Origin of the sequence: Agrococcus sp. Ld7, assembly GCF_045064095.1 — a bacterium.
Taxonomy (GTDB): Bacteria; Actinomycetota; Actinomycetes; order Actinomycetales; family Microbacteriaceae; genus Agrococcus.
In genome coordinates this window covers 248896-275881 of the sequence record NZ_JBISGY010000026.1, presented here as the reverse complement: position 1 = coordinate 275881, position 26986 = coordinate 248896, and the positions used below count along the sequence as shown (strand labels likewise).

Annotated in this window: 25 protein-coding genes and 2 tRNA genes; 14 read left to right on the top strand and 13 right to left on the bottom strand. The window is 70.6% G+C overall.

Features of this window, described 5'->3' with window-relative positions; all coding sequences use genetic code 11:
• The first annotated feature begins 9 nt into the window (after positions 1–9).
• Positions 10–2601, top strand: coding sequence for a valine--tRNA ligase (valS, locus tag ACJJVL_RS06130; RefSeq protein ID WP_405217489.1), 2592 nt, complete (start codon positions 10–12; stop codon positions 2599–2601).
• Positions 2601–2831 (top strand): hypothetical protein, encoded by a 231-nt coding sequence (locus ACJJVL_RS06125; protein ID WP_405217488.1) that lies wholly within the window; start codon positions 2601–2603, stop codon positions 2829–2831. Before valS ends, ACJJVL_RS06125 begins: the two co-directional genes overlap by 1 nt.
• 342 nt (positions 2832–3173) lie before the next feature.
• On the opposite strand, the gene ACJJVL_RS06120 is transcribed toward ACJJVL_RS06125, so the two are convergent.
• The gene (locus ACJJVL_RS06120; protein WP_405217487.1) at positions 3174–3782 is read right to left on the bottom strand and encodes a helix-turn-helix domain-containing protein; all 609 of its coding nucleotides are present in this window, start codon (positions 3780–3782) and stop codon (positions 3174–3176) included.
• A gap of 85 nt (positions 3783–3867) precedes the next feature.
• Between ACJJVL_RS06120 and ACJJVL_RS06115 the strand changes: the two genes are divergently transcribed.
• A complete protein-coding gene (locus tag ACJJVL_RS06115; protein ID WP_405217486.1) occupies positions 3868–5901 on the top strand; it encodes a M3 family metallopeptidase in 2034 nt (677 codons plus the stop codon).
• A gap of 10 nt (positions 5902–5911) precedes the next feature.
• A complete protein-coding gene (locus ACJJVL_RS06110) occupies positions 5912–6754 on the top strand; it encodes an aspartate dehydrogenase domain-containing protein (RefSeq protein ID WP_405217485.1) in 843 nt (280 codons plus the stop codon).
• On the opposite strand, the gene ACJJVL_RS06105 is transcribed toward ACJJVL_RS06110, so the two are convergent.
• The 4 genes from ACJJVL_RS06105 to clpX form a co-directional block, all read right to left on the bottom strand.
• Complete coding sequence (locus tag ACJJVL_RS06105; protein ID WP_405217484.1) at positions 6717–8747, bottom strand: iron ABC transporter permease; 2031 nt, start codon at positions 8745–8747, stop codon at positions 6717–6719. The two genes, ACJJVL_RS06110 and ACJJVL_RS06105, sit on opposite strands and share 38 nt — an antisense overlap.
• A complete protein-coding gene (locus ACJJVL_RS06100; RefSeq protein ID WP_405217483.1) occupies positions 8744–9745 on the bottom strand; it encodes an ABC transporter substrate-binding protein in 1002 nt (333 codons plus the stop codon). The genes ACJJVL_RS06105 and ACJJVL_RS06100 overlap by 4 nt, the downstream gene beginning before the upstream one ends.
• A 50-nt stretch (positions 9746–9795) precedes the next feature.
• Positions 9796–10611 (bottom strand): ABC transporter ATP-binding protein, encoded by an 816-nt coding sequence (locus ACJJVL_RS06095; RefSeq protein ID WP_405217481.1) that lies wholly within the window; start codon positions 10609–10611, stop codon positions 9796–9798.
• A 63-nt stretch (positions 10612–10674) separates the two neighbouring features.
• Positions 10675–11952, bottom strand: coding sequence for an ATP-dependent Clp protease ATP-binding subunit ClpX (gene clpX / locus ACJJVL_RS06090; RefSeq protein ID WP_405217479.1), 1278 nt, complete (start codon positions 11950–11952; stop codon positions 10675–10677).
• 121 nt (positions 11953–12073) lie between these two features.
• On the opposite strand from clpX, the gene ACJJVL_RS06085 reads away from it, so the two are divergent.
• On the top strand, positions 12074–12727 hold the full coding sequence (locus ACJJVL_RS06085; RefSeq protein WP_405217478.1) for a copper resistance protein CopC: 654 nt from the start codon (positions 12074–12076) through the stop codon (positions 12725–12727).
• Between the two features lie 60 nt (positions 12728–12787).
• Here ACJJVL_RS06085 and ACJJVL_RS06080 read toward each other — a convergent pair whose 3' ends face one another.
• The 3 genes from ACJJVL_RS06080 to tig form a co-directional block, all read right to left on the bottom strand.
• Entirely contained in the window at positions 12788–13459 is a 672-nt protein-coding gene (locus ACJJVL_RS06080) for an ATP-dependent Clp protease proteolytic subunit (protein WP_405217476.1), read from the bottom strand.
• The gene (locus ACJJVL_RS06075) at positions 13459–14070 is read right to left on the bottom strand and encodes an ATP-dependent Clp protease proteolytic subunit (RefSeq protein ID WP_405217475.1); all 612 of its coding nucleotides are present in this window, start codon (positions 14068–14070) and stop codon (positions 13459–13461) included. Before ACJJVL_RS06075 ends, ACJJVL_RS06080 begins: the two co-directional genes overlap by 1 nt.
• Before the next feature lie 123 nt (positions 14071–14193).
• Positions 14194–15555: a trigger factor gene (tig, locus tag ACJJVL_RS06070; RefSeq protein WP_405217474.1), complete on the bottom strand. Its 1362-nt coding sequence runs from the start codon at positions 15553–15555 to the stop codon at positions 14194–14196.
• A 243-nt stretch (positions 15556–15798) separates the two neighbouring features.
• Here tig and sigK point away from each other — a divergent pair, with 243 nt between their 5' ends.
• From sigK to ACJJVL_RS06050, 4 genes are all read left to right on the top strand, one after another.
• Positions 15799–16347, top strand: a complete 549-nt coding sequence (gene sigK, locus ACJJVL_RS06065; protein WP_405217473.1) for an ECF RNA polymerase sigma factor SigK — start codon at positions 15799–15801, stop codon at positions 16345–16347.
• Positions 16344–17255 carry an anti-sigma factor gene (locus ACJJVL_RS06060; RefSeq protein ID WP_405217472.1) on the top strand — a complete coding sequence of 304 codons (912 nt, stop codon included), beginning with the start codon at positions 16344–16346 and terminating at the stop codon, positions 17253–17255. The genes sigK and ACJJVL_RS06060 overlap by 4 nt, the downstream gene beginning before the upstream one ends.
• Positions 17256–17337: 82 nt before the next feature.
• Entirely contained in the window at positions 17338–18312 is a 975-nt protein-coding gene (locus tag ACJJVL_RS06055) for a DMT family transporter (RefSeq protein WP_405217471.1), read from the top strand.
• A complete protein-coding gene (locus ACJJVL_RS06050; protein ID WP_405217470.1) occupies positions 18309–19163 on the top strand; it encodes a phosphatase PAP2 family protein in 855 nt (284 codons plus the stop codon). Before ACJJVL_RS06055 ends, ACJJVL_RS06050 begins: the two co-directional genes overlap by 4 nt.
• A 35-nt stretch (positions 19164–19198) precedes the next feature.
• Here the strand turns inward: ACJJVL_RS06050 and ACJJVL_RS06045 are convergent.
• Positions 19199–19276: transfer RNA gene (locus ACJJVL_RS06045), tRNA-Pro, on the bottom strand.
• A 149-nt stretch (positions 19277–19425) separates the two neighbouring features.
• On the opposite strand from ACJJVL_RS06045, the gene ACJJVL_RS06040 reads away from it, so the two are divergent.
• Positions 19426–20142, top strand: coding sequence for a TetR family transcriptional regulator (locus ACJJVL_RS06040; protein WP_405217469.1), 717 nt, complete (start codon positions 19426–19428; stop codon positions 20140–20142).
• Entirely contained in the window at positions 20129–20569 is a 441-nt protein-coding gene (locus ACJJVL_RS06035) for a hypothetical protein (protein ID WP_405217467.1), read from the top strand. The genes ACJJVL_RS06040 and ACJJVL_RS06035 overlap by 14 nt, the downstream gene beginning before the upstream one ends.
• Before the next feature lie 16 nt (positions 20570–20585).
• On the opposite strand, the gene ACJJVL_RS06030 is transcribed toward ACJJVL_RS06035, so the two are convergent.
• Positions 20586–21998: a GH1 family beta-glucosidase gene (locus ACJJVL_RS06030; RefSeq protein WP_405217466.1), complete on the bottom strand. Its 1413-nt coding sequence runs from the start codon at positions 21996–21998 to the stop codon at positions 20586–20588.
• Positions 21999–22078: 80 nt separating this feature from the next.
• Between ACJJVL_RS06030 and ACJJVL_RS06025 the strand changes: the two genes are divergently transcribed.
• The 3 genes from ACJJVL_RS06025 to ACJJVL_RS06015 all read left to right on the top strand — a co-directional run bounded on the left by ACJJVL_RS06025 (position 22079) and on the right by ACJJVL_RS06015 (position 24561).
• Positions 22079–22152: transfer RNA gene (locus tag ACJJVL_RS06025), tRNA-Gly, on the top strand.
• Positions 22153–22252: 100 nt separating this feature from the next.
• Complete coding sequence (locus ACJJVL_RS06020) at positions 22253–23878, top strand: DUF222 domain-containing protein (protein ID WP_405217465.1); 1626 nt, start codon at positions 22253–22255, stop codon at positions 23876–23878.
• A gap of 32 nt (positions 23879–23910) precedes the next feature.
• Positions 23911–24561, top strand: a complete 651-nt coding sequence (locus ACJJVL_RS06015) for a hypothetical protein (protein ID WP_405217464.1) — start codon at positions 23911–23913, stop codon at positions 24559–24561.
• A 187-nt stretch (positions 24562–24748) separates the two neighbouring features.
• Here the strand turns inward: ACJJVL_RS06015 and ACJJVL_RS06010 are convergent, their stop codons facing one another.
• Genes ACJJVL_RS06010 through ACJJVL_RS06000 form a run of 3 tightly spaced genes read right to left on the bottom strand, consistent with a single transcriptional unit; the run spans position 24749 to position 26919 of the window.
• Positions 24749–25756 (bottom strand): Fpg/Nei family DNA glycosylase, encoded by a 1008-nt coding sequence (locus ACJJVL_RS06010; protein WP_405217463.1) that lies wholly within the window; start codon positions 25754–25756, stop codon positions 24749–24751.
• A gap of 15 nt (positions 25757–25771) precedes the next feature.
• Positions 25772–26257 carry a ribose-5-phosphate isomerase gene (locus tag ACJJVL_RS06005; protein ID WP_405217461.1) on the bottom strand — a complete coding sequence of 162 codons (486 nt, stop codon included), beginning with the start codon at positions 26255–26257 and terminating at the stop codon, positions 25772–25774.
• Complete coding sequence (locus ACJJVL_RS06000; RefSeq protein WP_405217459.1) at positions 26257–26919, bottom strand: DsbA family protein; 663 nt, start codon at positions 26917–26919, stop codon at positions 26257–26259. The genes ACJJVL_RS06005 and ACJJVL_RS06000 overlap by 1 nt, the downstream gene beginning before the upstream one ends.
• Positions 26920–26986: the final 67 nt, after the last annotated feature.

Genomic DNA, 26986 nt, shown 5'->3' with positions numbered 1-26986 from the left:
CGAGACGCCATGAGCGCACAGCCCGCCAACTCCGCGATGCCCGACCGCCCCGCCCTCGAGGGACTCGAGCAGAAGTGGGACGCGACGTGGGAGGAGGCCGGCACCTATCGCTTCGATGGCGTCGCCGCAGACGGCTCTACTTTGGAGCGCGACGCGATCTACTCGATCGACACCCCGCCGCCAACCGCATCCGGCTCCCTGCACGTCGGCCACGTGTTCTCCTACACGCACACCGACCTCATCGCACGCTTCCAGCGCATGCGCGGCAAGCACGTCTTCTACCCGATGGGCTGGGACGACAACGGCCTGCCCACCGAGCGCCGGGTGCAGAACTACTACGGCGTGCGCGTCGACCCCACGCTCCCCTACGAGCCGGGCTTCACGCCCCCGCAGGAGGGCGGCGACAACAAGAGCTCGAAGGCCGCCGACCAGCTGCCCGTCTCGCGCCGCAACTTCATCGAGCTGTGCGAGCGCCTCACGGAGGAGGATGAGGAGAAGTTCGAGCACCTGTGGCGCACGCTCGGCCTGTCGGTCGACTGGCAGCAGTCGTACCGCACCATCTCCGACGACTCCCGGCGCACCTCGCAGCTGGCGTTCCTGCGCAATCTCGAGCGCGGCGAGGCCTACCAGGCGAACGCGCCGACGCTCTGGGATGTGACCTTCCGCACCGCGGTCGCGCAGGCCGAGCTGGAGGATCGCGAGCAGCCCGGCAGCTACCACACGCTGCTGTTCGAGAGCCAGGACGGCGAGCTGCGGATCGACACCACGCGCCCAGAGCTGCTGCCCTCCTGCGTGGCCGTGGTCGCGCATCCGGATGACGAGCGCTATCAGCACCTCTTCGGCACTTCCGTCACGACGCCGGTGTTCGGTGTCGAGGTGCCGTTCGTCGCCCACGAGCTCGCGCAGATCGACAAGGGCACCGGCGTCGCGATGATCTGCACCTTCGGCGACGTGACGGATGTCACCTGGTGGCGCGAGCTGCAGCTGCCCAACCGCTCGGTGATCGGCTTCGACGGCCGCTTCATCGCCGACGCGCCTGAGGCGCTCGCCTCCGAGGCCGCACAGGCGGCCTACGCCGAGCTGGCCGGGAAGACGGTCTTCAGCGCGAAGAAGGCGATGCTCGAGCAGCTGCAGGCGGCCGGCCGGATCGTCGGCGAGCCGCGCTCGATCACACACCCGGTGAAGTTCTTCGAGAAGGGCGACAAGCCGCTCGAGATCGTCTCGACCCTGCAGTGGTACATCAAGAACGGCGGGCGGGATGAGGAGCTGCAGGAGCGGCTCGTCGCCCTCGGACGCGAGATCGCCTGGCACCCCGAGCACATGCGCACGCGCTACGAGAACTGGGTGCACGGCCTGAACGGCGACTGGCTCATCTCGCGCCAGCGCTTCTTCGGCGTGCCGATCCCCGTCTGGTACTGCCTCGACGAGCAGGGCGAGCGGATGCCCGGCGGCGTGCTGATGCCGAAGCTCGAGCAGCTGCCGCTCGACCCCACGACCGATGTGCCCGACGGCTACGACGAGTCGCAGCGCGGTGCACCGGGCGGCTTCGTCGGCGAGGTCGACATCATGGACACCTGGGCGACGTCGTCGCTCACGCCGCAGCTCGCGGGCGGCTGGTCTCGCGACGACGCGCGCTGGCAGCGGCTCACGCCGTTCGATCTGCGTCCGCAGGGCCAGGACATCATCCGCACCTGGCTCTTCTCGACGCTGCTGCGCTCGATGTTCGAGGATGGCCGCTCGCCGTGGAAGCACGCGGCGCTCTCGGGCTGGATCCTCGACCCCGACCGCAAGAAGATGTCGAAGTCCAAGGGCAACGTCGTGACGCCCTTGGGGATGCTCGAGGAGCACGGCTCGGATGGTGTCCGGTACTGGGCAGCGTCGTCGCGACTGGGCGTCGACGCGACGCTCGACCCGCAGAACCCGAAGATGCTGAAGATCGGGCGGCGGCTGGCGATGAAGGTGCTCAACGCCGCGAAGTTCGTGCTCGCGATGGAGGGCGCGCCGGGCGAGATCACCGAGCGGCTCGACCGCGAGATGCTCGCGGAGCTCTCCGGCGTCGTGCGGGCGGCCACACGGGCCTTCGAGAACTACGACCACGCGAAGGCGCTCGAGGTGACGGAGGCGTTCTTCTGGACCTTCTGCGACGACTACCTCGAGCTCGTCAAGGAGCGCGCGTACGCGGGGGATGCGGCGGGCCGCGGCTCGGCGATCGGGGCGCTCCGCACGGCGATCGACGTGCAGCTGCGACTGCTGGCGCCGTTCCTGCCCTTCGCCACCGAAGAGGTGTGGTCGTGGTCGCACGACGGGTCGATCCACGTCGCTGCCTGGCCCGAGCCCTCGGAGCTCGGGGACGGGCTGAGCGCGACCGGCATGCTCGCGACCGTCGGTCAGGCGCTCATCGGCATCCGGAGGGCCAAGACGGATGCGAAGGCGAGCCAGAAGACGGCTGTCGCCTCCGCCGTGATCGCGGTGCCGGAGGCGCTGCGCGAGCACCTCGAGGCCGCATCGGCGGATCTGCGGGCCGTCGGTCGCATCAGCGAGCTCTCGCTCGTCGAGGCGGACGAGCTCGCGGTTCGCGAGATCGCGCTCGAGGACGCCTGATGCAGATCGGCACGCGCTGGCCTGTCGGCGGGGTCGCGCCGTCGTCGGTGCCGGTCGAGATGCGTGCGGCCATCGATGACGAGGAGCGCACGCTCGTCGAGCTCGGCGCCGAGACCTCCGAGTGGCGCTGGACCCTGACGTTCCTCGAGGGCCAGCCGGTGGTCGAGCTCGACGACGGCACCACGATCAGGATCGACGGCGACGACGTGCTGGTCACCCGCGAGGACTGACCGCCGCTCTGCTCGCGGGTCGAGCAGCGCGCGGCGCAGCCGAGCGCGTGCTCGTAGGTCGAGGAGCGCGCGGCGCAGCCGGGTGCGTCACGAGACCGGACGTCTCGCCGCGCGCGGGTCTCGTGACGGCGACGGGCTCCGCCCGCCGCCTCCTCGACCGACGACCGCAGGTCGAGGAGCGCGCGGCGCAGCCGCGTGCGTCACGAGACCGGAGCCGCCCCTAGCGCATCGGGCGCAGGAAGATCTCTGCGCGGTCATACCGGTCCTGGATCAGCGAGATCGGGGTGGTGGCGGGGTGGGCGTCGTGCTTCGGCATGGTGTGCTCCTTGATGGTCGATCCGATCAGTCGATCGGGAAGGCGTTGAACTGGATCTGGATCCGGTGGGTCGGGTCTGCGTCGTCGGGCACTGCCCGATCGGCGGCGGCGACGCGCTCCTGGATGAGCCGCTGCACATCGCGCGTGAGCCGTCGCAGCTCGCTCGCCGGCATGGTCGCCGCATGGGACGAGACGCGGGAAGCCTCGAGCGTCGACTCGTCGTAGCGCTCCTCACCGGTGGCGATGAAGGTGCGCAGCAGCGCGCCGTCGTGCTGCGTCCACACGCCGAGCACAGCAGCGGATGCTGCGCGGCCCTCTGGCTGGTCGGCGAGATCCTTCGTCCTGACCTGGACGAGGTCGACGGCCCGCCGCCACCAGCGCTCGCGCGCGGTGCCGATGCTCGGGTCCTCGGCGACGAAGCCCTTCGCCTCCAGCTGTCTGAGGTGGTAGCTCGTCGACCCGGTCGACTCCCCCAGCTCGACAGCGAGGGATGACGCGGTCTGAGCGCCACGCGTTGTCAGCACATGCAGGATCCGCACGCGCAACGGGTGGGCGAGTGCTTTGAGGGCTTCGAGCTCGACGGGCTCCGGGAAGCTGCTTGCGCCGTCGGATCCGTCGACGGCGGCGTCGATCATGCATCCAGCATACCCTTTGCAAAGACTTCTTTGCAAGTGGCGCGGGCTGAGTGACGTGTGGAGATCCGCGACTTAGGGTGGTGCCATGACCAACCCCTTCCTGGCGCCGAGCGCGCTCCCCTACCAGCTGCCGCCGTTCGCCGACATCCGTGACGAGCACTACGAGGAGGCGTTCGAGGCCGGCTTCGCCGAGCAGACGCGCGAGGTGCAGGCGATTGTCGAGGACGACGCAGCCCCGACCTTCGAGAACACCATGGAGCCGCTGGAGCGCTCCGGCGGCATCCTCTCCCGGGTTGCCCACGTCTTCTGGAGCATGACGTCGACCGACTCGACCCCGTTCCTGGAGGAACTGGAGGAGCGCTTCGCGCCACGCTTCGCCGCGCACGCCGACTCGATCACGCTCGACCCGGCACTGTACGCGCGCGTCCGCACCCTGCACGAGCAGCCGCAGCCGGAATGGACCGACGAGCAGCGGTACCTCGTGGAGCGGCGGTTCACCGAGATGACGGTCGCTGGCGCCGGGCTGGATGACGCCGCGCGCAACCGCTTGAAGGAGCTCAACCAGCAGATCGCAACGCTCACCACGCGCTTCGACAAGCACCTGCAGGCCGACACGAACGACCTCGCCGTCGTGATCCACGACGTGGCCGAGCTCGACGGCCTCTCGGACGGCGAGATCCAGGCCGCAGCAGCGGCAGCAGCAGAGCGCGGCCTCGACGGCCGGTGGCTCATCACGCTGCCGCTGTTCACGGGTCACCCGCTGCTCGCATCGCTCACGAACCGCGATGTGCGTCGTCGAGTGCTGGCAGCATCGCTCGCGCGCGGTACGCGCGGCAACGCGCACGACAACCGCGAGACCGTGCTCGAGCTGACCGCCGCGCGCGCGGAACGCGCCAAGCTGCTCGGCTTCGCCACCCACGCCCACGCGATCATGGCCGACGAGACGGCCGGCTCCCCCGAGCCCGTCATGGCGATGCTGACGAAGCTCGCCGCACCCGCCGCCGCGAACGCGAAGACCGAAGCGGTGGCCCTGCAGGCGCGGATCGAAGCGGCGGGCGAGTCGTACGAGCTGGCCGCATGGGACTGGGACTTCTGGACCGAGAAGGAGCGCACGGCGCGCTTCGACGTCGACACCGCGGCGCTGCGCCCCTACTTCGAGGCCGAGCGCGTGCTCTGGGACGGCGTCTTCTACGCCGCCACGCAGGTCTACGGCGTCACCTTCACCGAGCGCGACGACCTCGACGGCTACCACCCCGACGTGCGCGTCTTCGAGGTGCACAACGAGGACGGCAGCGAGGTCGGACTGTACCTGCTCGACCTCTACACCCGCGACTCCAAGCGCGGCGGCGCGTGGATGAATCCGCTCATCCAGCAGAACACGCTGCTCGACCACCCGACCGTCGTGATGAACAACCTCAATGTGCCCAAGCCCCCCTCCGGTGCGCCGACGCTGCTCACCTTCGATGAGACGACCACGCTCTTCCACGAGTTCGGCCACGCGCTGCACGGCCTGTTCGCCAAGGTGACCTATCCGTCGCTCGGCGGTACGAACGTGTTCCGCGACTTCGTCGAGTTCCCCAGCCAGGTGAACGAGATGTGGATGCTGTGGCCCGGCATCGTCGATAACTACGCCAAGCACATCGAGACCGGCGAGGTGCTGCCCGCAGAGGTCATCGAGCGCCTGCAGGCGTCGGAAGTCTTCAACCAGGGTCACGACACGAGCGAGTACCTCGCCGCCGCGCTGCTCGACCAGGCGTGGCATGCGCGCACGGCAGGCGACACGGTGACCGACGTCGCCGCGTTCGAGCGGGACGCCCTCGACCAGGTCGGTCTGCTCAGCGAGACCGTGCCGACGCGCTACTCGACGGGCTACTTCCAGCACGTGTTCTCGGGCGGCTACTCGGCGGGCTACTACTCCTACATCTGGTCGGAGGTCATGGACGCCGACACCGTCGAGTGGTTCAAGCGGCAGCCCTCGATCCGCGAGGCCGGTCAGCGCTTCCGGGAGCGGCTGCTGGGCGTGGGCGGCTCGAAGGATCCGCTGGCGGCCTTCCGCGACTTCCTCGGTCGCGACGCCGAGATCGCCCCGCTGCTCAAGCGTCGGGGCCTCGAGGGGTAGCGGCCGGCGCATGCGCATCGCCCTGATCGGATACGGCGCCATCGGCCGCGAGGTCATCGGCTACCTGCATCCCGAGATCGCAGCGGGGACGATTGAGCTGGCCGGCATCGTCGTCCGGCATCCGGAGCGGTACGCGTCGCCGCCGCCCGCAGGCTTCGTGTCGATCGACGAGGCGGTGCGGGCCGATCTCGTGCTCGAGTGCGCCGGCGTGGCCGCCGCCCGGCAGCACGGCCCGGCGGTCGTCGCCGCCGGGACGGCCCTGCTCATCACGAGCATCGGAGTGCTCGCCGATCCCGTTCTCGAGCGAGCACTGCTGGGCGGGCCGGGCGAGGTCGTGCTCACGAGCGGTGCCATCGGCGGGCTCGATCTCGTGCGCGCGGCCGCCCAGGCCGGGGGCCTCGACCGAGCGACGATCACGACGACGAAGACCGCCGGATCGCTCGTGCAGGCGTGGATGGACGATGCCACGGCCGCGCGCGTCAGGAATCTGACCGAGCCCGAGCTGCTCTTCGACGGCACGCCCGCCGAGGCGATCGAGAAGTTCCCCGCGAACGTCAACGTCGCGATCGCGCTCGGCGTCGCGGCGCGCGGGCTCGGCACGATCGCCGATGGCCTCGCGAAGGTGCGCGTGCGCATCGTCGCCGACCCGCGCACCGAGACGTCGACGCACGTCATCGAGGCCGCGGGCTCGAGCGGCACGTACCGCTTCGACATCAGCAACCATCCCTCGCGCGCGAATCCGCGCACCAGCGCACTGACCGCGCAGGCCGTGGCCGCCGACGTCCGGGCCCGGATCGGGCGGCCAACGGGCGCTGCTAGCGGGAACGCCCCGCCTGCAGCACCAGCCAGATGAAGTACGGGATGCCCACGAGCGCCGTCATGATGCCCGCGGGCAGCTGCGCCGGCGCGATCAGCGTGCGCCCCAGCGTGTCCGCGAGCAGCGTGAGCGTGCCGCCGAGCAGCGCGGCGAGCGGCAGCAGCACGCGGTGCCGGGCACCCACGAGCGCGCGCGCCGCATGCGGAGCGACGAGTCCGACGAACGCCACGACGCCGATCGCCGCGACGGCGGTCGATGCGAGCACCACGGCCAGCGCGAGCGCGAGCACCTGCAGGCGTGTCAGGCGCACACCCAGCAGCCTGGGTGTGGCCTCATCGAGCTGCGCCAGGTCGAGGCCGCGATGCATCCACACGAGTGCGGCGCCAGCGACCACGATGGCCACGGCGACCGGCACCACGTCGGCGAACCCGCGGCCGTAGGTGGAGCCGGCCAGCCACACGATCGCCTTGCCGCGGTTCCACGGATCGGTCGTGACGATGAGCAGGCTTGTCACTGCCGCGGTCGCCGCCGACATCGCCAGTCCCGTCAGCACGAGGCGCAGCGAACCGAGCCGGCGCCAGCCGACCAGCAGCAGCACGATGACGCCGGCGATCGCTCCGCCGCCCAGCGCGCTCGCGGCCACCGCCCAGCCGGTCGCGACCGGCACGAGCGTGATGATGCTCACCGCGCCGAGCCCCGCACCTCCGGCGACCCCGAGCAGATACGGGTCCGCCAGCGCGTTGCGGGCCACCGCCTGCACGAGCCCACCCGAGAGCGCCAGGGCGACGCCAGCGAGCACCGCGGCGACGACGCGAGGCGTGCGCGTATCGAGGGTGACGCGCACGGCGTCCCCCGCTCTTCCGGCGAGCCAGTTGGCGACATCGCCCAGCAGCAGCAGCCGATCGCCCAGCAGCACCGCAGCGGCGGCCATCGCCACCAGCACCACGGCGGCGACCACGATCGGGAGCCATGCGCGCCGAGCGATCGTGCGGGCACCGAGCACCGCCATCGATTCCGTCTCGGCGGCCCCGGCCATCGAACGGGCGAGCGCGATGATGCAGACGGCCCCGATGAGGCTCGTGACGACGCCCGTCGGCACGTCGAGCGAGGCGATGCCGCCGAGCGCGGCGCGCAGCAGCACGTCCGCGCCCACCACCAGCACGGCCCCGGCAAGCGCAGCGAGCGGGATCGCGATGACGTGCCGGGCGGCGCCCGGGATGCGGGCAGCGAGCAGCCGGATGACGATGGGGGCGGCGAGACCCACGAAGCCGATCGGCCCAGCGATCGCGACGGCAGCAGCTGCCAGTGCCACGGAGGCGATGAGCGTGGTGAACCGCAGCCGCCCGACCCCCACGCCGATCGTGGTGGCGACCTCCTCGCCGAGCGCGAGCACGTCCAGCCTGCGGGCAAGCAGCAGCAGCGCGGCGATGCCGAGGAGCACGATCGGCAGCAGCTGCGCGACGGTGTCGATGCCGTTCTGCGAGAGCTGGCCGACACCCCACGCGAACAGGCCCGCCGTCTCCTGCTCCGCCAGGATGATCGCCACGGTGGTGACCGACTGCAGCGCGAGCGCGAGCGCGGTGCCGACGAGCACCATCTGGGTCGTCGACCCCCTGCCGCGGCCGATCGCGACGACCAGCAGCGCGGCCAGCAGGCCGCCGACGAAGGCGAGCCCTGCGCCGCCGATGCCTGGCAGGCTGATGCCGAAGACGGCGGCGAGCGCGATGGCCGCACCCGCGCCGCCGTTGACCGCGAGGGTGTCGGGGGATGCGAGCGGATTGCCCGTGAGCGTCTGCATCGCGTAGCCGGCGGCACCGAGCGCGAGCCCGACGACGACCGCGGCGGCGATGCGCGGCAACCTGCTCTCGACGATCACGGATGCGTTGCCCTGCTCGCCCCTGAGCCAGCCGAGCAGCTCGGTCACGCCGAGCTGCGTGGTGCCCTGGGTGGCGTGCCAGGCGGAGAGCGCGACGAGCGTGACGAGGAGGGCCGCGCCGAGCGCGCGCCCCCCTGGCCGCGCCCGGGTCACGGAGCCGGTGTGACCGTGGCGAGCAGCGCGTCGAGGTAGGCCGTGACCGAGTTGACGCCTCCGAAGAGCCAGATGCCGTCGGGCAGGCGAGCGACGTTCCCGGCCTCCACCGAGGGCAGGCCGGTCCAGATGGCGTTGTCGGCGAGGTCCTGCGTGAACACGTCGCGGTCGCCAACCGTCAGGTAGACGATCCAGGCGTCGTCGGCGAGCGCCGTGAGGCCCTCCACGTCGGTGGCGCCGAGACCGTACTGCTCGTCGCCCTCACCCGGCCAGCCGTTGACGAAGCCGATCGACTCGAAGGCTGCGGGCAGCAGCGCTCCGTCGGCGTACGGGCGGATCTCGACTTGCCCACCATTCTCGTAGCCGTCCATGTGCGCGATCGCGGTACCGGCGACGCCGGCCTCCTCGACCTGCGCCTCGAGCTCGTCGAAGTGCGTCTCGAAGGCGGTGATCGCCTCCTGTGCGGCCGAGGCGCGGCCCGTCGCCTCGCCGACCAGGCGCAGGTCGCTGAGCATGGTCTCGATCGGCGCGCTCGCGTCGGCGCCCTGCAGCACCAGCACCGGCGCGATGCCCTCGAGATCGGCATAGGCGCCGGCGTCCCGGCCGGCGACCGCGACGATCAGGTCGGGCGCGATGCCCGCGATCGCGTCGATCGACGGCTCCGTGCGGGTGCCGACGTCCGTCGGCTCGCCCTCCAGCGGCGCGCCCGTGCCTGCCCAATCGCGATATCCGGCGACGTCGGCGACACCGACCGGCGCAACGCCGACGGTCTGCAGGTGCTCGACGGCCACCCACTCGAGCGCCACGACCTCTTCGACGTCGCCGGGGATCACGACCTCTTCGCCACGCGCATCCGTCACCGTGATGCTCTCTGCCTCCGCCTCCGGTGCGGCGCTCTCGACCGGGGCCTCGGTGGTGCCGCAGGCAGCCAGCGCGAGCGCCGTGAGCACCGCCGCGCTTGCGAGCAGTGGCCTCGAGGGCAGGATCTTCCTGGTCATGGTCGGCCTTCCTCTGCCCCGGCGTGCAGCCGGGGCGTCATGGGTGCGCGTCACGCGGCGCGTGACACGGGGGGCCTGCGGCGGAGCCGCTGCGGCCGGATGCGAAGCCCGTCGGCGACGGGCTCGACGTCGATGGGCACCTCGTACGCGGTGCTGAGGCGCTCGGACGTCAGCACAGCTTCCGGGGCGCCGGTGGCGAGGATGCGCCCGTGCACGAGCAACACAACCTCGTCGGCGATCTCGGCCGCCTGCTCGAGGTCGTGGAGCACGACCCCGACAGCCACGCCGTCCTCGGCGAGATCGCGGATGATCTCCAGGATCTCGCGCTGGTACCGCACGTCGAGGAAGGTGGTCGGCTCGTCGAGCAGCACGACGCCCGTCTCCTGGGCGAGGCAGGTCGCGAGCCACACGCGCTGGCGCTGACCGCCGGAGAGCTGCGAGACCGAGTGATCGGCCAGTTCCACGATGCCCGTCGCAGCCATCGCACGGTCGATCACGGCGGCACCCTCGGCGTCACCTGCGCGGAAGCGGCCCCGGTGCGCGTACCGACCGTAGGCGACGACCTCGCGGACGCTCACGCCGGACGGATCGGGGTGCGACTGCGCGAGCATCGCGATGCGCCGCGCGAGCTCCCGCTCCCCCAGGCCGGCAGCATCTGCGCCATCGCTGAACAGCACCGTGCCATCGGCCGGTCGGTGGAGCGCCGTGAGGCCGCGGAGCAGGGTCGACTTACCACTGCCGTTCGGGCCGACGAGTGCCGTCACCGTGCCGGGAGCGAGGGTGAGGCACGCCTCGTGCACGATCCGTTCGCGGCCGTACGCCATCGAGATGTCGTTCGCGCGCAGAGCGGGAGGAGCAGGGGTCACGTGACTAAGGGTAGCCTTACCTCACCCGAGCGTGCAAACGCCGGCACTGCGCGTCGCCGCTGATCAGGCGGAGAGCTCCTCGATGTCATCCGCCGTCAGCACGATCGGCGCCTCCGTACCCTGCACCGACTCCTTCGTGACGATCACGCGCTCGACGCCCTCTCGGGAGGGCACCTCGAACATGACCGGCGCGAGCACGGTCTCGAGGATCGAGCGCAGCCCGCGCGCACCGGTCTTGCGATCGACGGCGAGGTCGGCGATCGACTGCAGCGCCTCGGGCTCGAAGTCGAGCTTGACGCCGTCGATCTCGAAGATCCGCTGGTACTGCTTCACAAGCGCGTTCTTGGGCTCCGAGAGGATCTCGACGAGCGCCGCCTGGTCGAGCGGAGAGACGGTCGCGATCACGGGCAGCCGGCCGATGAACTCGGGGATGAGGCCGAACTTGTGCAGATCCTCCGGCAGCACCTCCTCGAACACGTTCAGGTCGGGCTTCAGCGAGGCGACCGAGGCCCCGAAGCCGATGCCGCGCTTCCCGGACCGGTTCGCGATGATGTCCTCGAGCCCGGCGAAGGCGCCGGCGACGATGAAGAGGACGTTCGACGTGTCGATCTGGATGAACTCCGAGTTCGGGTGCTTGCGGCCGCCCTGCGGCGGCACCGACGCGACCGTGCCCTCGATGATCTTCAGCAGCGCCTGCTGCACGCCCTCCCCCGACACATCGCGGGTGATGGACGGGTTCTCGGCCTTGCGGGCGACCTTGTCGATCTCGTCGATGAAGATGATGCCGGTCTCGGCGCGCTTGACATCGAAGTCGGCTGCCTGGATGAGCTTGAGCAGGATGTTCTCGACATCCTCGCCCACGTAGCCGGCCTCGGTCAGCGAGGTGGCGTCGGCGACCGCGAACGGCACGTTGAGCTGCTTCGCCAGCGTGGACGCGAGGTAGGACTTGCCGCAGCCCGTCGGGCCGACCATCAGGATGTTCGACTTCTGGATCTCGACGCCGTCCCCGACGCTGTCGGCGGATTCCAGCTGCTGCGACGCGGCGACGCGCTTGTAGTGGTTGTAGACCGCGACGGCGAGCGATCGCTTCGCGCTCTCCTGCCCGACCACGTACTCCTCGAGGAACCCGAAGATCTCGCGCGGCTTCGGCAGCCGGAAGCCCTCTGCGGGTGGCGTGCCGTCGGCCTCCGCCATGCGCTCTTCGATGATCTCGTTGCACAGCTCGACGCACTCGTCGCAGATGTAGACCGCGGGGCCCGCGATGAGCTGCTGCACCTGCTTCTGGCTCTTGCCGCAGAAGGAGCACTTCAGCAGATCGCCGCTCTCTCCCAGTCGCGCCATCTTGCATCTCCCGATCGTCGTCGAACGCAGGCTGCGCCCGTGCCACCCAGACTACTGCGGGGCACCGACACGGCTCGCGACCACGCCGCCCGGCACCGAACGCACTCGGTATCCTTGGGGCATGCTCCCCACCCTCGCCGTGCTCTCGGCCGTCCTGCTCCTGCCCGCGCACGCCTCCGTGATCGGCTCGACGCCCGCAGACGGTGCCACGATCACCGAGCAGCCCGGCACGTTCAGCGTTGTCATGAACGAGGAGATCCTCTCGGTCGACGGCGCCGACAGCGCGAACGCGATCCAGATCACGGATGCCGCGGGCCTCTACTACGGCGATGGCTGCTTGTCCGTCGACGGCGACACCGCGTCGGTCGAGGCGCAGCTCGGCGAGGCAGGCGCATACACGATGACCTTCCAGGTCGTCTCTGCGGATGGCCACCCGGTCTCGGACACGATCGACTTCACCTTCGAGCCCACGGAAGGCAGCGCCGGCTCCCCCGGTGCCGCCGAGGCACCCGTGTGCGGGGCAGCACCGGCCGAGACCAGCGAACCGGCAGCCGAGCCGGCCGCATCCGCCGAGCCGAGCGACGAGGCAGTGCCGGCGGCGGCCACCGCGGAGCAGGGCCAGCCCGATGACGCCGTCGCCGAGGAGGGCGACGCCGTCGCGTTCCCGTTCCTGACCGTCGGCGTGCTCGCGGTGCTCGCGGTGCTGGCGGTCATCGCCTACCGTGCGAACCGGATGCGCCAGACCAAGCAGCAGGGCGACGCCGACGAGCGCTGACCTTCGACAGTGAAGAGGCCGGCACCCCGCGCGGGGTGCCGGCCTCTGGCGTTGCGGGGCTCAGCTGCCGAGCTGCGCCTGCGCCGCCGTCTTGCGGCTCGTGAGGACCTGATCGATCAGGCCGTACTCCATCGACTCCTCGGCCGAGAGGAAGGTGTCGCGCTCGATGTCCTTCGACACCCGCTCGACGTCGTGGTTCGAGTGTGTCGAGAGCGTCTGCTCGAGCCACTCGCGCATGCGCAGCACCTCGCGCGCCTGGATCTCGATGTCCGAGGCCTGGCCGCGGCCGGCGTCCGAGGTCGCGGGCTGGTGGATGAGGATGCGCGCGTTCGGCAGCGCGAGGCGCTTGCCGGGCTCGCCGGCAGCCAGCAGCACGGCGGCGGCGGATGCGGCCTGGCCGAGGCAGACCGTCTGCACTGCGGGGCGGATGTACTGCATCGTGTCGTAGATCGCCGTCATCGCGGTGAACGAGCCACCGGGCGAGTTGATGTACATCACGATGTCGCGATCCGGGTCCTGCGACTCGAGCACGAGCAGCTGGGCCATGACGTCGTCGGCGGATGCGTCGTCGACCTGCACGCCGAGGAAGATGATGCGGTCCTCGAACAGCTTCGCGTACGGGTCCTGCCGCTTGTAGCCGTAGGCCGTGCGCTCCTCGAAGGTGGGCAGGATGTAGCGCGAGCCGGGCATCTGCAGGGCCGTGCCGCCGGCCTGGAACGTGGGGGTCTCCATCAGTTGTCGCCCTCCGTGTCGATGATGTCGTGGTCCGTGCCGCCGCCGCCGGCGACGTCGGACGCAGAGGCGCGGACGTGGTCGACGAAGCCGTACTCGAGCGCCTGCTGCGCCGTGAACCACCGGTCGCGGTCGCCGTCCTCGTTGACCTGCTCGACCGACTTGCCGGTGCGCTCCGCGGTGATCTCCGCGAGGCGCTTCTTCATGTCGAGGATCAGCTGTGCCTGCGTCTGGATGTCGCTGGAGGTGCCACCGAAGCCGCCGTGCGGCTGGTGCAGCAGCACGCGCGCGTTCGGCGTGATGTAGCGCTTGCCGGGTGCGCCTGCGGTCAGCAGCAGCTGCCCCATCGACGCGGCCATGCCGATGCCGACGGTGACGATGTCGTTGGGCACGAACTGCATGGTGTCGTAGATCGCCATGCCAGCAGTGATCGAGCCGCCGGGCGAGTTGATGTAGAGGTAGATGTCCTTGTTCTGGTCCTCAGCGGCCAGCAGCAGGATCTTCGCGCAGATCTCGTTCGAGTTGTCGTCACGCACCTCCTCGCCGAGCCAGATGATGCGGTCGCGCAGCAGACGGTCGAAGACCGACTGGGCGAAGACGGGTTCAGCCACGGGTGACTCCTTCTGTCGTTGTTCTCAACCCTAGGCGAGCACCGCACCCGTTCCGGGTCGTGTTCGCCGCAGGCGGAGGGTAGCGAGAAGGGCCGGGCTGGAGCCCGGCCCTTTCGCTGGTGATCAGTCCTCGGCGCGCTCCGCGGCGAGCTGCTCCTCGTTGTCGCGGACGGCGGCGTCGACGTCATCCTCGCCGACCTCATCCGACTCCACCGGGGGCAGGAAGTCGCTCAGGTCAACCGTCTCGCCCTTGTCGTCGACGACCGTGACGCGGCTGAGCAGCGTCGAGAGCGTCTTGCCACGCAGGATGTCGCCGAGCAGCACGGGCAGCTGGCCGTTCTGCTCCAGCGCCTGCACGAGCTCCTGCGGGCCCATGCCGTACTGCGATGCCTGCTGCACGATGATCTGGGTCAGCTCCTGCTGTGTGACCTGCAGGTTCTCCTCTTCCGCGAAGCGGTCGAAGAGCATCTGCTGCTTCAGCAGCTTGCGGGTCTCCTGGCGCACCTCTTCGCCGTGCTCGGCGTCCTCCGCGCGGTTCTCGGCCTCGAGGTGGCGAGCGACCTCGTCCTCGACGACCGACTCCGGGACCTCGATCTCGACGGCCTCGATGAGCTCGTCCTGCAGGCGCTGCCTGGCCTGCTCTGCCTGCGTGAGGCGGCCGGAGCGGCCAGCCTGCTCGGCGAGATCCGTCTTCAACTCGTCGATGGTGTCGAACTGGCTCGCCATCTGCGCGAAGTCGTCGTCGGCCTCCGGCAGCTCGCGCTCCTTGACGGCCTGCACGGTCACGCTGACCTCCGCGTCCTTGCCCGCGTGGTCGCCGCCGACGAGCGTCGACGTGAAGGTCGTCTCCTCACCCGCGGTGAGCGACTCGATCGCCTCGTCGACGCCGTCGATGAGCTCGCCGGAGCCGACCTCGTAGGAGATGCCGCTCGCGGTGTCGACGGTCTCGCCGTCGATCGTCGCGGTCAGGTCGAGCTGCACGAAGTCGCCGTTGGCGGCGGGGCGGTCGACGGTCACGAGCGTGCCGAAGCGGCCACGCAGCTCGTCGAGCTCCTTCTGCACCGCAGCGTCGTCGACCTCGATCGCGTCGACGGTGATGGTGCGTCCCGCCACCTCCGGCAGGTCGAACTCGGGGCGCACGTCGACCTCGATCTCGAGCACGAGGTCGCCGGTGAAGTCCTTGACCTCCGGCCAGGCGGTGACGTCGGCCTGCGGGCGGCCCATCGGGCGCACGCCGGCCTCGGCGACACCCTGCCGGTAGAACTCGTCGATCGACTCCGAGACGGCCTGGTTCAGCACCTCGGCGCGCCCGACCCGCTGATCGATGATCGCCGAGGGCACCTTGCCCTTGCGGAAGCCGGGGACGCTGATCTGCTCGGCGACAGTCTTGTACGCCTGGTCGATCGCGGGGCGCAGCTCAGCGGGCTCGACCGCAATGGTGAGCTTGGCGCGCGTGTTCTCGATCTTCTCGACCGTGGTCTTCACGAGGTGATCTCCTGGGGTTCGTCGGATGTGCCGGCCATGCCGACCTGGGGCGCGCGAGCGCGCAGGATCCACCGCAGATGGGCGGACCGCCGCCCGAGTCTACCGGCCGCGCGCCTGGGTGCCGCAATCAGCGGCGCGTCCGTGCGCCGCAATCCGTTCGGCGGCCCGTGCCGAATCACCGATATGACCGCCCTGCTGCACGCCTCGCTGCTCCCACAGGTGCGGCCTGCGATACTCGTGCGCATGGCGGACACCCTCGAGCAGTACATGGCGCGTACTGCTGTGGGCGATGAGCGCGCCTTCGCGGCGCTCTACGACGCGGCTGCGCCGCGCGTGTTCGGGCTCGTGCTGCGCATCCTCGTCGACCGGGCTCAGGCCGAGGAGGTCGCGCAGGAGGTGTTCCTGGAGGCCTGGCGCCGGGCGCAACGCTTCGACCCCAGCCGCGGGGCGGCCATCAGTTGGCTGCTGCAGATCGCGCATGCGCGGGCCGTCGACCGGGTGCGCGCCTCGCAGTCGCAGCGCGATCGCGACGCACGCATCGGGTTGCGCGATACCGAAGTGCCCATCGACGATGTCGCAGAGCGGGTCGAGACATCGCTGGAGTCCGCACGCGCCAAGCGCGCGCTCGCTGAACTGAGCCCGCCGCAGCGCGAGGCGATCGAGCTCGCCTACTTCGGCGGCCTGACGCAGACCGAGATCGCCGAGCGTATCGGGGCACCGCTCGGCACGGTGAAGACAAGGATGCGCGACGGCATGCGCCGATTGCGCGAGATCCTAGGAGTGACGGCATGAGCGGGGGTGACGAGATGAACGGCGGTGACGAGGTGCGCGAGCAGCAGTCGATCGACGAGCTCGCAGCCGCCTACGCTCTGGATGCGCTCTCGGTCGAGGACCGCGCCCGCTTCGAGGCGAAGGCCTCGTCGGCCGCGCGCCTTGAGGCCGAGGAGCTCGCCGACATCGCGACGCTGCTCTCCACCGATGAGGTCGCTCCCCCGGCAGGCATGCGGGCGAGCCTGCTCAACGCGATCGCCCGGGAGCCGCAGGAGTCCGTCGGCAGCGGCGCCGAGTCGGACGGGATGCGCACCGACGCCGCCATCGCTGCCAAGCGCACCGCGGCACTCGCCTCCGATGCGCCGTCCACAGAGGTCACCGGTGCTGAGGCGCTCGCCGCAGAGGCGCCGGCCGACGATTCGCGCGCCGGGCGGCATGCAGCTGGCGCTTCCCGCGGTCCCGGACCGGCTGAGCGGCGAGCCCGTGCGCGCTGGCGCCCCATGCAGATCGTCGGGGCCGTCGCGGCGAGCGCGGCCATCCTGACCGGCGGCATCGCCATCGGCACACAGCTGGGAGGCGACCCGCAGCGGGAGTCGCTCGGCGCCATCGTGTCGGCGGACGATGCGCAGCGCGTCGAGGTCGAGGTCGCCGGCGGCGGCACCGCGACCGCCATCTGGTCGGCGGAGCTCGGCCAGTCCGTGCTGCTGCTCGACGACGTCGAGCCGGCACCAGCGGGCCGCGACTACCAGGCCTGGTACATCGACGGTGGCGGTGCGCGCAGCGCGGGCGTCTTCCAGACCGAGGGCGCGAGCACAGCGGTGCTGCTCGAGGGGCAGCTGGCCGAAGGCGACGTGGTCGGCGTGACGGTCGAGCCGGAGGGCGGCTCCGAGGCGCCGACGACGGAACCCATCCTGGTCGTCGAGACCTGACGCCAGACCTGACGCATCGAGCCTCCGCACGCACACGCATCCGCGTGCGGGCACGGCGCGCGCGAGATGGCAGGATCGAACGGTGTCAGCACCCGCGAGCGCCACTCGCTCCTCACGCCTCGGCCCGGTCGCGGTCGTGGTCGCATCCGTCGCGCTCATCATCATGTGGAGCTCGGGGTTCGTCGGCGCTGAGCTGGCGGCACGAGCCGGTGGCGAGCCCGTCACCGTGCTCGCCTGGCGCTTCACCGTGCTCTCATCGATCCTGCTGATCGCGCTGCTCATCGCGCGCCGCCGGTGGCCGCGCTGGCGCAGCTGGGTGCGCCAGGGCAGCATCGCGATGCTCAGCCAGTTCGGCTACCTGCTGATGATCTTCGAGGGCGTGCGGCTCGGCGTCGACGGCGGCACGGCGGCGCTCATCGCCGCGCTGCAGCCCATGCTCGTCGCCACCATCGCCGGCCGCTTCCTGGGCGAGCGCGCGAACGGGTGGATGTGGGGCGGCATGCTGGTCGGCTTCGCCGGCGTCGCGCTCCTGGTCTCGGGGCAGCTGAACCACACGGGTGCGCCGCTGTGGGCGTACGCGCTGCCCATCGTCGGGGTACTGTGCCTCGGCACGGGCACGGTGCTGCAGCGGCGCTGGCATATGCACGACGACCTGCTGCAGACGCTCATGATGCACTCGATCGTGGCGGGTGCGGCGTTCATGGTCGTGGCGCTCGTGCGCGGCCAGGCCGCGATCCCGACGACCGTGGAGATCTGGCTCGCGATCCTGTGGCTCGTGGGGCTGTCGAGCCTGGGCGGCTATCTGCTGTACGTCACCGTGACACGCTCGCACGGCGCAACCTTCGTGAGCACCCTGCTCTACCTGACTCCCCCGACGACCATGCTGTGGGTCTGGCTGATGTTCGGCGTGCCGGTGTCGGTGCTCGGCATCGTCGGCATGGTGGTCGCCGCGGTCGGTGTCGTGATCGTGCTCTCAGCCCAGCGGCGGGCCGGTCGCGCTACCGTCGTGCGCCGGGGACGCACACGCCCCGCCGTCGAGGACCAGGAGCCAGCATGACGCCGCAGCCGCCCGAGGCCGTCGATCCGACTGCGGGCTCGGCGCCTGCACCTGGCACCGCCGCGGAGCGGCGGGAGGACACCTCCGTCGGCGGCATCCAGCTCACGCGCTGGACATCGTGGGTCGGGCGCTGGATCGCAGCATTCGGCCACCGCATCGGCGACTGGCTGGGGCCGTATGCGGCGCTGGTCATCACGCTCGCCATCGGAGCCGCGATCACCACGGCACTCACGTTCCTCGCTGCCGCCGTCTACGACGCGGTGACCGATGAGGACGGCGTGGCGGGCATCGACCGCCCGGTGCTCGACGCGATCCTGACGATCCGGGATCCGACGGCGAATGCGCTCATCACCGGGTTCACCGACCTCGCGGGCACGATCGGCATGCCGCTCCTGGCTGTCACTGCGCTGCTGATCCTCAGCATCCGCCGCCGCTCGTGGACGCCCGCGGTGCTGATCGTCGCGACGGGCATCGGCTCGCTGCTCATGACGGTCGCCGGCAAGGTGCTGATCGGTCGCGACCGACCCCCGATCGTCGATGCCGTGCCGCCCTACGAGGTGTCGGCATCCTTCCCGAGCGGCCACACGCTCAACGCGGTGGCGCTGCTCGGCGTCATCGCCTACCTGCTGATCCTGCGGCGCGAGAGCGCGCTCGCGCGGGCTGCGATCGTGGTCGTCGCCGTGCTCGCGACCATCCTGGTCGCCGCGAGCCGCGTCTACCTCGGGCACCACTGGGTCACCGACGTGATCGCCGGCTGGCTGCTCGGCGCCGCGTGGCTCGCGCTCGTCATCACCGCGCATCGCGTCTACCTCACGGTGCGCGTGCGGCGGGAAGAGCGGGCCTCCGCGTAGCCCCGACCGGCAACGACTGCTGGTCGGGGCGACAGTGGTCGGGGCGACAGGATTCGAACCTGCGACCTCCCGCCCCCAAAGCGGGCGCTCTAGCCAAGCTGAGCTACGCCCCGTAGGGATCGCTCCCGTACGACAGGCGAGTCTATCGGCGTTCGCGGACCTGTTCCGCCCACGTCGAGCCGGTGCACCAGGTCCGGATCGGTGGAAGGGGTCGACGAGGGTTTTCGAGCGAAAATGAACGTGTTCAGATATGATGTGCTGCATGGCCGCACCGCACAGGATCGATGCAGCGCCCGACGTGCGGCGCGAGACGAAAGGCGCCCGGACCGCCGCGCGCATCCGCCAGGTCGCGCTGACCGCTCTGCGCGAGGATGGCTGGCACGCCACGACCATGCGCGGCATCGCGGAGCAGGCAGGCGTCTCGCCCGGCACCATCTACCTGTCGATGCCTTCGAAGGAGCACGTGCTGCTTGCGCTCTACGACGACACCGTCACGCGGATCGAGACGCGCGCTCGCATCGCGCTTGAGGGCGTGCGACCATTCGCTGATCGAATGACGATCGTGCTCGACGTCGCGCTCGACGAGATCGCACCGTTCCACCGTGCGGCGACCGAGGCGATCGGTCATGCGATCAGCCTCGACTCTCCCGTGAGCCCGTTCGGCGAACCGTCGGCGCGACCTCGCGACGCGATGATCGCGCTGTTCGGACAGGTCGTCGACGCGTCCGACCTGCGCGCCGACCGACAGCTCGTCGAGGCGCTCCCCGAGCTGCTGTGGGGGCTGCTCATCGCGGGGATGCTCGCCTGGAGCTCGGATCGCAGCCGCGGCCAGCGGCGCACCCGCGCGCTCGTCGCTCAGGTCGTGCCGATGCTCGACCGAGCGCTCAAGGTCTCTGCCGTGCCGCTGCTGCGCTCGCAGGTGCGCGACGTGATCGCCCTCGCAGCCGCCATGAAGGAGCTTCCGCATGACGATGCGTGAGCGCTACGGGTGGCGCGACCCGGCGGCGTACGAGTGGACGGCAGGCGACATCGCCTTCGGATGGCTCGTGGGCGCTGGCGCGGTGCTGGCGGGCTCTCTCGTGGTCGGGGTGGTGATGGCCGGCTCCGCAGCCGTCATCGTCGTGCTCTTCGGGGCGATCATCGGACTGCCCACGCTCACGGTCTACGGCATCCCCGTCGCGATTGCGGCTGCCTCTGCGCTGCGCCGCGTCGGGCACGAGTTCGTGCACGTGATCGTGTTCGCGCTGCTCGGCGCGCTCGGTGGAGCGCTCGCGGCCCTCGTGTCGGCGGAGCCGATGGGCTCAGGGTGGACGATCGTGACGCCCATGATCCTCGTCGGCGCCTGCACCGCAGTGCTCGCGCGCACGCTCGCGCACGACCGCGCCGTGCGCACGCGCGGCAGCTGAACGGCGTCGCTGCTCGCTACAGCGTCCGCTCGCGGATCATCCGGGCGAGTTCGAGCCCGGAGTCCTTCACGGTGCGCTCCTGCGTGTCGTAGTCGACCCGCACGATGCCGAAGCGCTTGTGGTAGCCCCACGCCCACTCGTAGTTGTCGAGCAGCGACCAGTACATGTAGCCCTTGACGGGTACGCCCGCATCGATCGCGTCGAGCACGGCGCCCACGTGCGAGCGCAGGAACTCGACCCGCTCGGCGTCGTGCACGCGCGCGGTACCCGTTGCGGCATCCGTCGTCACAACATCGTCGTAGGCGGCGCCATTCTCGGTCACCCACAGCTCGATGCCCTTGGGTCCCGTGTACTGCTCCTGCAGGCGCTGCAGCAGCGCCGTGAGGCCCGAGGGATTGACCTCCCAGCCCATCGATGTCGTCGGCACCTCGCGCGGATGCACCTGCACACCCTCGGCGGCCGGGTACGGGCTCGCGATGGCGCGGTCGGTCGGCGCGTCGTTGATGACCGGCACGGCAGGCACCTCGTAGGAGACGACATCGTCGTGGTAGTAGTTCACGCCGAGCACGTCAATCGGCGCAGCGATGATCTCGAGGTCGCCTGGCTGCACCACGGCGTCGAGGCCCAGGTGGCCGACATCCGCCAGCAGCGATTCGGGGTAGGCGCCCAGCGTGATCGGCTCGATGAAGCAGCGGTTGTACTGGTCATCGAGGCGGCGCGCGGCGTCGCGATCGGATGCGCTGGCCGCCTCGAGTGGCTCAGCCGGCTGGAAGTTGAGCGTGATGCCGAGTCGCTCGGCGCCCGCGTCGCGCAGCGCCGTGACGGCCATCCCGTGCGCCAGCAGCAGGTGGTGTGCCGCCTGCAGGCCAGCTTCGACGCTCTGCCTGCCGGGCGCGTGGGCGCCGGCCGTGTAGGAGAGGAACGACGAGCACCAGGGCTCGTTCATGGTGGTCCAGTTGCTGACGCGGTCGCCGAGCGCCGCGTGCACCGTGAGCGCGTAATCGACGAATCGGTGCGCGGTGTCGCGGTTCGTCCAGCCGCCCTCGTCCTCGAGCGCCTGTGGCAGATCCCAGTGGTAGAGCGTCAGCCACGGCAGGATGTCGGCGCCCAGCAGCTCGTCGACGAGCCGCGAGTAGAAGTCGAGGCCCTTCGGGTTGGGAGCGCCGCCGTCGGGGCGCACGCGCGCCCAGCTGGTCGAGAACCGGTAGGTCTGCAGGCCGAGACGCTGCATGAGCGCGACGTCCTCGGGCATCCGGTGGTAGTGATCACACGCGACGTCGCCGTTGTGCGCGTCGATGACGGCGCCGGGCACGCGAGAGAAGGTGTCCCAGATGCTGGGGCGGCGGCCATCCTCGGCCGCGGCGCCCTCGATCTGATAGGCGGCGGTGGCGCCACCCAGGATGAGGTCGGAAGGGATCGGTCGCTGCACGCCACGAGCGTATCCCGGCCGAACGGTGCCCGCGGATGCGGTAGATTCGTGGAGTCCCGACGCCGTCGAGCGCGGGGCGCGCGGGCGTAGCTCAATGGTAGAGCCTCAGTCTTCCAAACTGATTACGCGGGTTCGATTCCCGTCGCCCGCTCCACTCCCCCACGAACCAGCGCCGCTCGCAGGTTCTCCACAGGCCACCGCGGATCATGCCGACCCAGCGCATCCATGTCAGTGGCCTGGTGTTCACTGCAGGCATGGACGAAGCATTCATCGACGCGGAGAGCTACATCGCAGCCATCCGCGCTGGTGCGATCGATCCTTTCGGCGGATCGGCCGACGAGCTCACCGCGGCGCTCGACGAGTCGCTCCGCGCCGAGAGCGAGCTGATGGCGTCGCTGAGCGACGCCGAGATCGACGACTTCTTCCGCACGGGCACCACCCCGTGCCTGCCTGCGCCGCCGGAGCCACCCGTGCTGCAGCGGCTGCGCCTCGACGCCGAGTTCGCTGGCCGACTGAAGTCGCTCGCGCAGCAGGCCGCGCGCATCGAGGGTGAGCGCCGCACGCTCCTCGCTGAGCACATGCAACGAGCGCTCGACGAGCAGAACGCCGCCACCGCCGTGCGCGAGCTCGCCTCCATCGCCGCGGTCGAGCTGCGCCAGAGCCCGCGCGGCGTGGAGCGGGCCATGACCGACGCGTGGCGGCTCGTGCGGGAGCTGCCGCTGACCCACGAGGCCGCCAAGGCCGGCCGCATCGCCACCGGCCACCTGCGCGTGATCGAGCAGGAGACACGGGCGCTGCGCGCCGACGACGGCATCGACACCGAGCAACGCGCCGCCGTGGAGGCGCAACTGGTGGACATCGCAACGACCGCCACCCCCGGCGCGCTCGCGCGCCGCGCGAAGCGCATCGTCGACCGGATGCTCCCCACGCCGCTGCAGCAGCGCTTCGATGATGCGTTCGCGCAGCGGAAGGTCGAAGTGCTCAACCCCCGCGACGGCATGAGCGATCTCTACGCCCGCATCCCGACCGTGCTCGCAGCAGGCATCATGGACCGCGCCACCCAAGCCGCGCGCGGGAAGTCGAAGGATGACCCTCGCACCTTCGACCAGTTCCGCGCCGACGCGTTCAGCGAACTGCTCCTCGGCGGCGTCGTGCCGGAAGACCTGCACGGCACCGCGATGCTCACCGCCCACGTATCCGTCCTGATCCCCGCGACGGAACTCCTGCACGACAAGGACACACCCGACCAGCCATTCCCGGCCTCGCTCGACGGCACAGTGCTCGTCGACGGCGACACCGCCCGCCGCCTCGCCGCCGGCGAACGGATGTGGGAGCGGCTCTTCACCGACCCGGTCACGGGCGTCGCCGTGACGGTCGACACCTACCGCGCCAGCGCCGACCAGCGACGCTGGCTCCAAGCCCGCGACGGCGGATGCCGAGCACCGAACTGCGGCTGCCGAGGCACCATCGGCGACCTCGACCACACCCTCGACTGGGCAAAGGGCGGCACGACCTCCATCGACAACCTGGCGGTGCTCTGCCGCCGTGACCACACGCTGAAGCACGCGTCTCGGTGGTCGATGCGGCAGCTGGATCACGGCGTCATCGAATGGACGACACCGCTGGGCGACGTCGTCACCACCGTGCCCGAGGCCGTCGGACCGACGTTTGCCGATCTCGACCCGCCACCCGCCGAACCGAAGCTCGCCGAACCGCCGCCCGTTGACCCAGAGCCCACCGCACCGCCGCCCGCCGAGCCCGAGCCACCGCTCGCCGAGCCGCCGCGCTCAGAACTGTTGCCGTCAGAGCCGACGCCCGCCGCGTGGGGCGATACGCACCCAGGCTCCGGCGACAGGCAAGCTCGTGGCATGCCCTTCTGAACGTCACAGCCCCGCGCGATAGCGTGCATGCCGTGCCCAGGCTCGTCTCCCGTCATCGCTCGCGCGGCTCCAGCCGTCTCGGCGCGGCGCTCGTCGGGGTGGTCGCCCTGACGCTCGCCGCTTGCGTCGCGATGCCGCCGACCAGCCCGGAAGATCCGTCGATCCCGACCACCCCGACTCCGGTGTTCACCGACCTCGCTCCCCCGCCGACGACCAACGGGCCGTCGGACCCACCCGTGCCCACCACGGATCCCGGCGAGCTCTCGTACGGCGACACCGCCACGATCCACACCGATCGCGGCTCCACCTGGGAGGTGACGGTGCTCGACTCGACGGATCCTGCCAACAGCCTCGCCGCGCAGACCGGCTCGGTGCCGCGGGCGGGCGAGCGCTTCGTGGTCATGGATCTCGAGATCACGAACGTCGGTGTCATCACGACGCATCCGATGCACGACATGACGTTCGGGTACCAGCCCGACGGCGGGCCCATCGCCGACCAGAATTCGGCGTCGGTCGCTGCGGCGCCCAATGACCTCGGCTACATCTGGGAGTTCGCGCCCGGTGACAGTGAGCTCGTGCAGGTGATCGTGTCGATCCGGGAGGATGCGGCGACCACCGGGTCATGGATCATCAGCCCGACGCAGAGCATGCAGGACGGGTCGCGGCTGTATCGCTGGCGCTGACGCGCGACCGGTCTCGTGACGCGCGCGGCTGCGCCGCACGCTCCTCGACCTACGAGGGCGGGTGGCTACCGGTCTCGTGACGCGCGCGGCTGCGCCGCACGCTCCTCGACCTACGAGGGCGGGTCCAGACCGGTCTCGTGACGCGGGCGGCTGCGCCGCACGCTCCTCGACCTACGAGGGCGGCTGGCTAGAGCTGACAGCCGGGGCACCGGTAGAGCTTGCGGGCCTGCATGGTCTCGAGCGCGATCGGTGTGCCGCAACGACGGCACGGCAGCCCCTCGCGCTTGTAGACCCAGTGCCGGTCCGCGCGGTTGGCGAGCGCGGCCTCGCGCTTCGCGCCGCGCAGCCCGTCGATCGTGAGCATCTGCCCCGTCTCGACGCCGATACGCAGCAGCTTCACCCAATCGCGCCACAGCCCGCGCAGTTCATCCTCCGTCACCTGACTGCCCGGCCGGTGCGGATCGATCCGAGCACGGAAGAGCAGCTCCGCCCGGTACACGTTGCCGATCCCGGCCACGACCGACTGATCCATGAGCAGCTGACCGATCGCCTGCTTCGACCGCGACGCTCGCGCCACGAAGCGGCGCTCGGCCTGCGCACGCGTCTCGGTGAGCGCCTCCGGGTCGGGCCCGAGCCTGGCGGCGAGCGCGTGCACCTGCGCGTCATCCAGCACCTCGCACACGGTCGGGCCCCGCAGGTCGGCCAACGCTGTGGGCGTAAGGATGCGCACGCGAACCTGACCGACCGGCTCCGGCGGGAAGTCGGCGGTCTCGCTCACGAGCTCCTGCTCCCCAGCACGAATCCGAGCGAGCCTGGGCGCCCCGATGGAGGCGATGGAGTCCTCGTGCTCGCCATCGACCCCGGCTCCGCGCATGCCCGTCTGCCCCATGCGCGCTGCGCCCACTGCAGCCTTCGCCGCGAGGATCGTCGGATCGATCGAGATGGCGCCCGTGAAGTCCCACGCGCCGTAGATGCCCAGGTGCACGTGCAGCACGCGCTCGGGATCGGTCGCGGTGCCATCGAAGCCCAGCAGCAGGTGCTTGCCGATCGCCTGCGACGACGTCATCTCACGTCCATCGAGCTCTGCCGCCCCCACCTCGAAGCGACCCTGCGGGCTCGAGACGGCGGCCATCGACCCCACGAAGTTGGCGGCGAACTGCCGGGCGATGCGATGGACGGAATGCCCCTCAGGCACTGCAGGCTCCTGCCATCAGATGAGGTCGTGGCCGGCGATCGCGCCCGTCGTCTCGTACTCGCCGAGCTGCGCGATGCGACGCGCGTGCCGCTCCGCCCCCGAGAACGGCGTGGCGAGGAAGGCGTCGATGATCTCGAGCATCTCCTGCTCCGTGTGCTGCCGAGCGCCGACCGCGACGACGTTCGCGTCGTTGTGCTCCCTGGCCAGCTGCGCGGTCGCGAGGCTCCACGCAAGCGCAGCCCGGGCACCCTCGACCTTGTTCGCCGCCATCTGCTCGCCATTGCCCGAGCCGCCGAAGACCACCGCGAGCGCCTCGACGCCCGCACGCTGATCGGCGACCACCGCGCGCGCCGCGTTGATGCAGAACGACGGGTAGTCGTCCTCGGCGTCGTAGGCGGTGGGCCCGTGGTCGATCGCCTCGTGCCCACCAGCCGTCAGGTGCTCGACGAGCCGCTTCGAGATCTCGAAGCCCGCGTGATCGGTCGCGACGTGCACCCGCATCAGGCGGATGCTCCCGCGGCCGAGGCTTCGGCTGCCGGCTCCGTGGCGAACTGCGGACCCCGCGTACGGGTGCGCTTCAGCTCGAAGAAGCCGTCGATCGCCGCGGCGGCGACGATGCCGTCGAACAGCTGCAGCGCATCCGCTCCCGTGGGGGCCGGGCTCACGACCGGCCCGAAGAAGGCCACGTCGTCGACGGCGATGACGGGCGTGCCGACCTCGTCGCCGACCAGGTCGATCGCGCTCTGGTGGGTTGCCCGCAGGGTCTCGTCATGCGCGTCGGTCTCCTCCGCGAGGGCACCGTCGAGCCCCACCTCCGCGAGCGACTCGGCGACGATCGCGTCGTGGTCCTTGCGCCCCTGATGGTGGATGCGCTCACCGAGCGCGTCGTACAGCGGCTTCACGACCTCGTCCCCGCCGGCTGCCCGTGCGGCGGTCACGAGGCGCGTCAGGCGCATCGAGGTGATCATGAGCGACGCGTAGCCCTCCGAGAGGTCGCGACCCTCGTTGAGGACGGCGAGGCTCATCACCTGCCAGTCGACGTCGATCTCCCGCGCCTCGGCGACCTCACCGAGCCATCGCGACGTCATCCACGCCCACGGGCACGTCGGGTCGAACCACATCCGCACTCGCTGCGGACCCTGCTGCATGCTCGTCTCAGTCATGGCTCGATGGTATCGAGCACCGCGTGGACGCCAGCCCTGACGGGGCTACGCTGGTTCGACCAGTCAC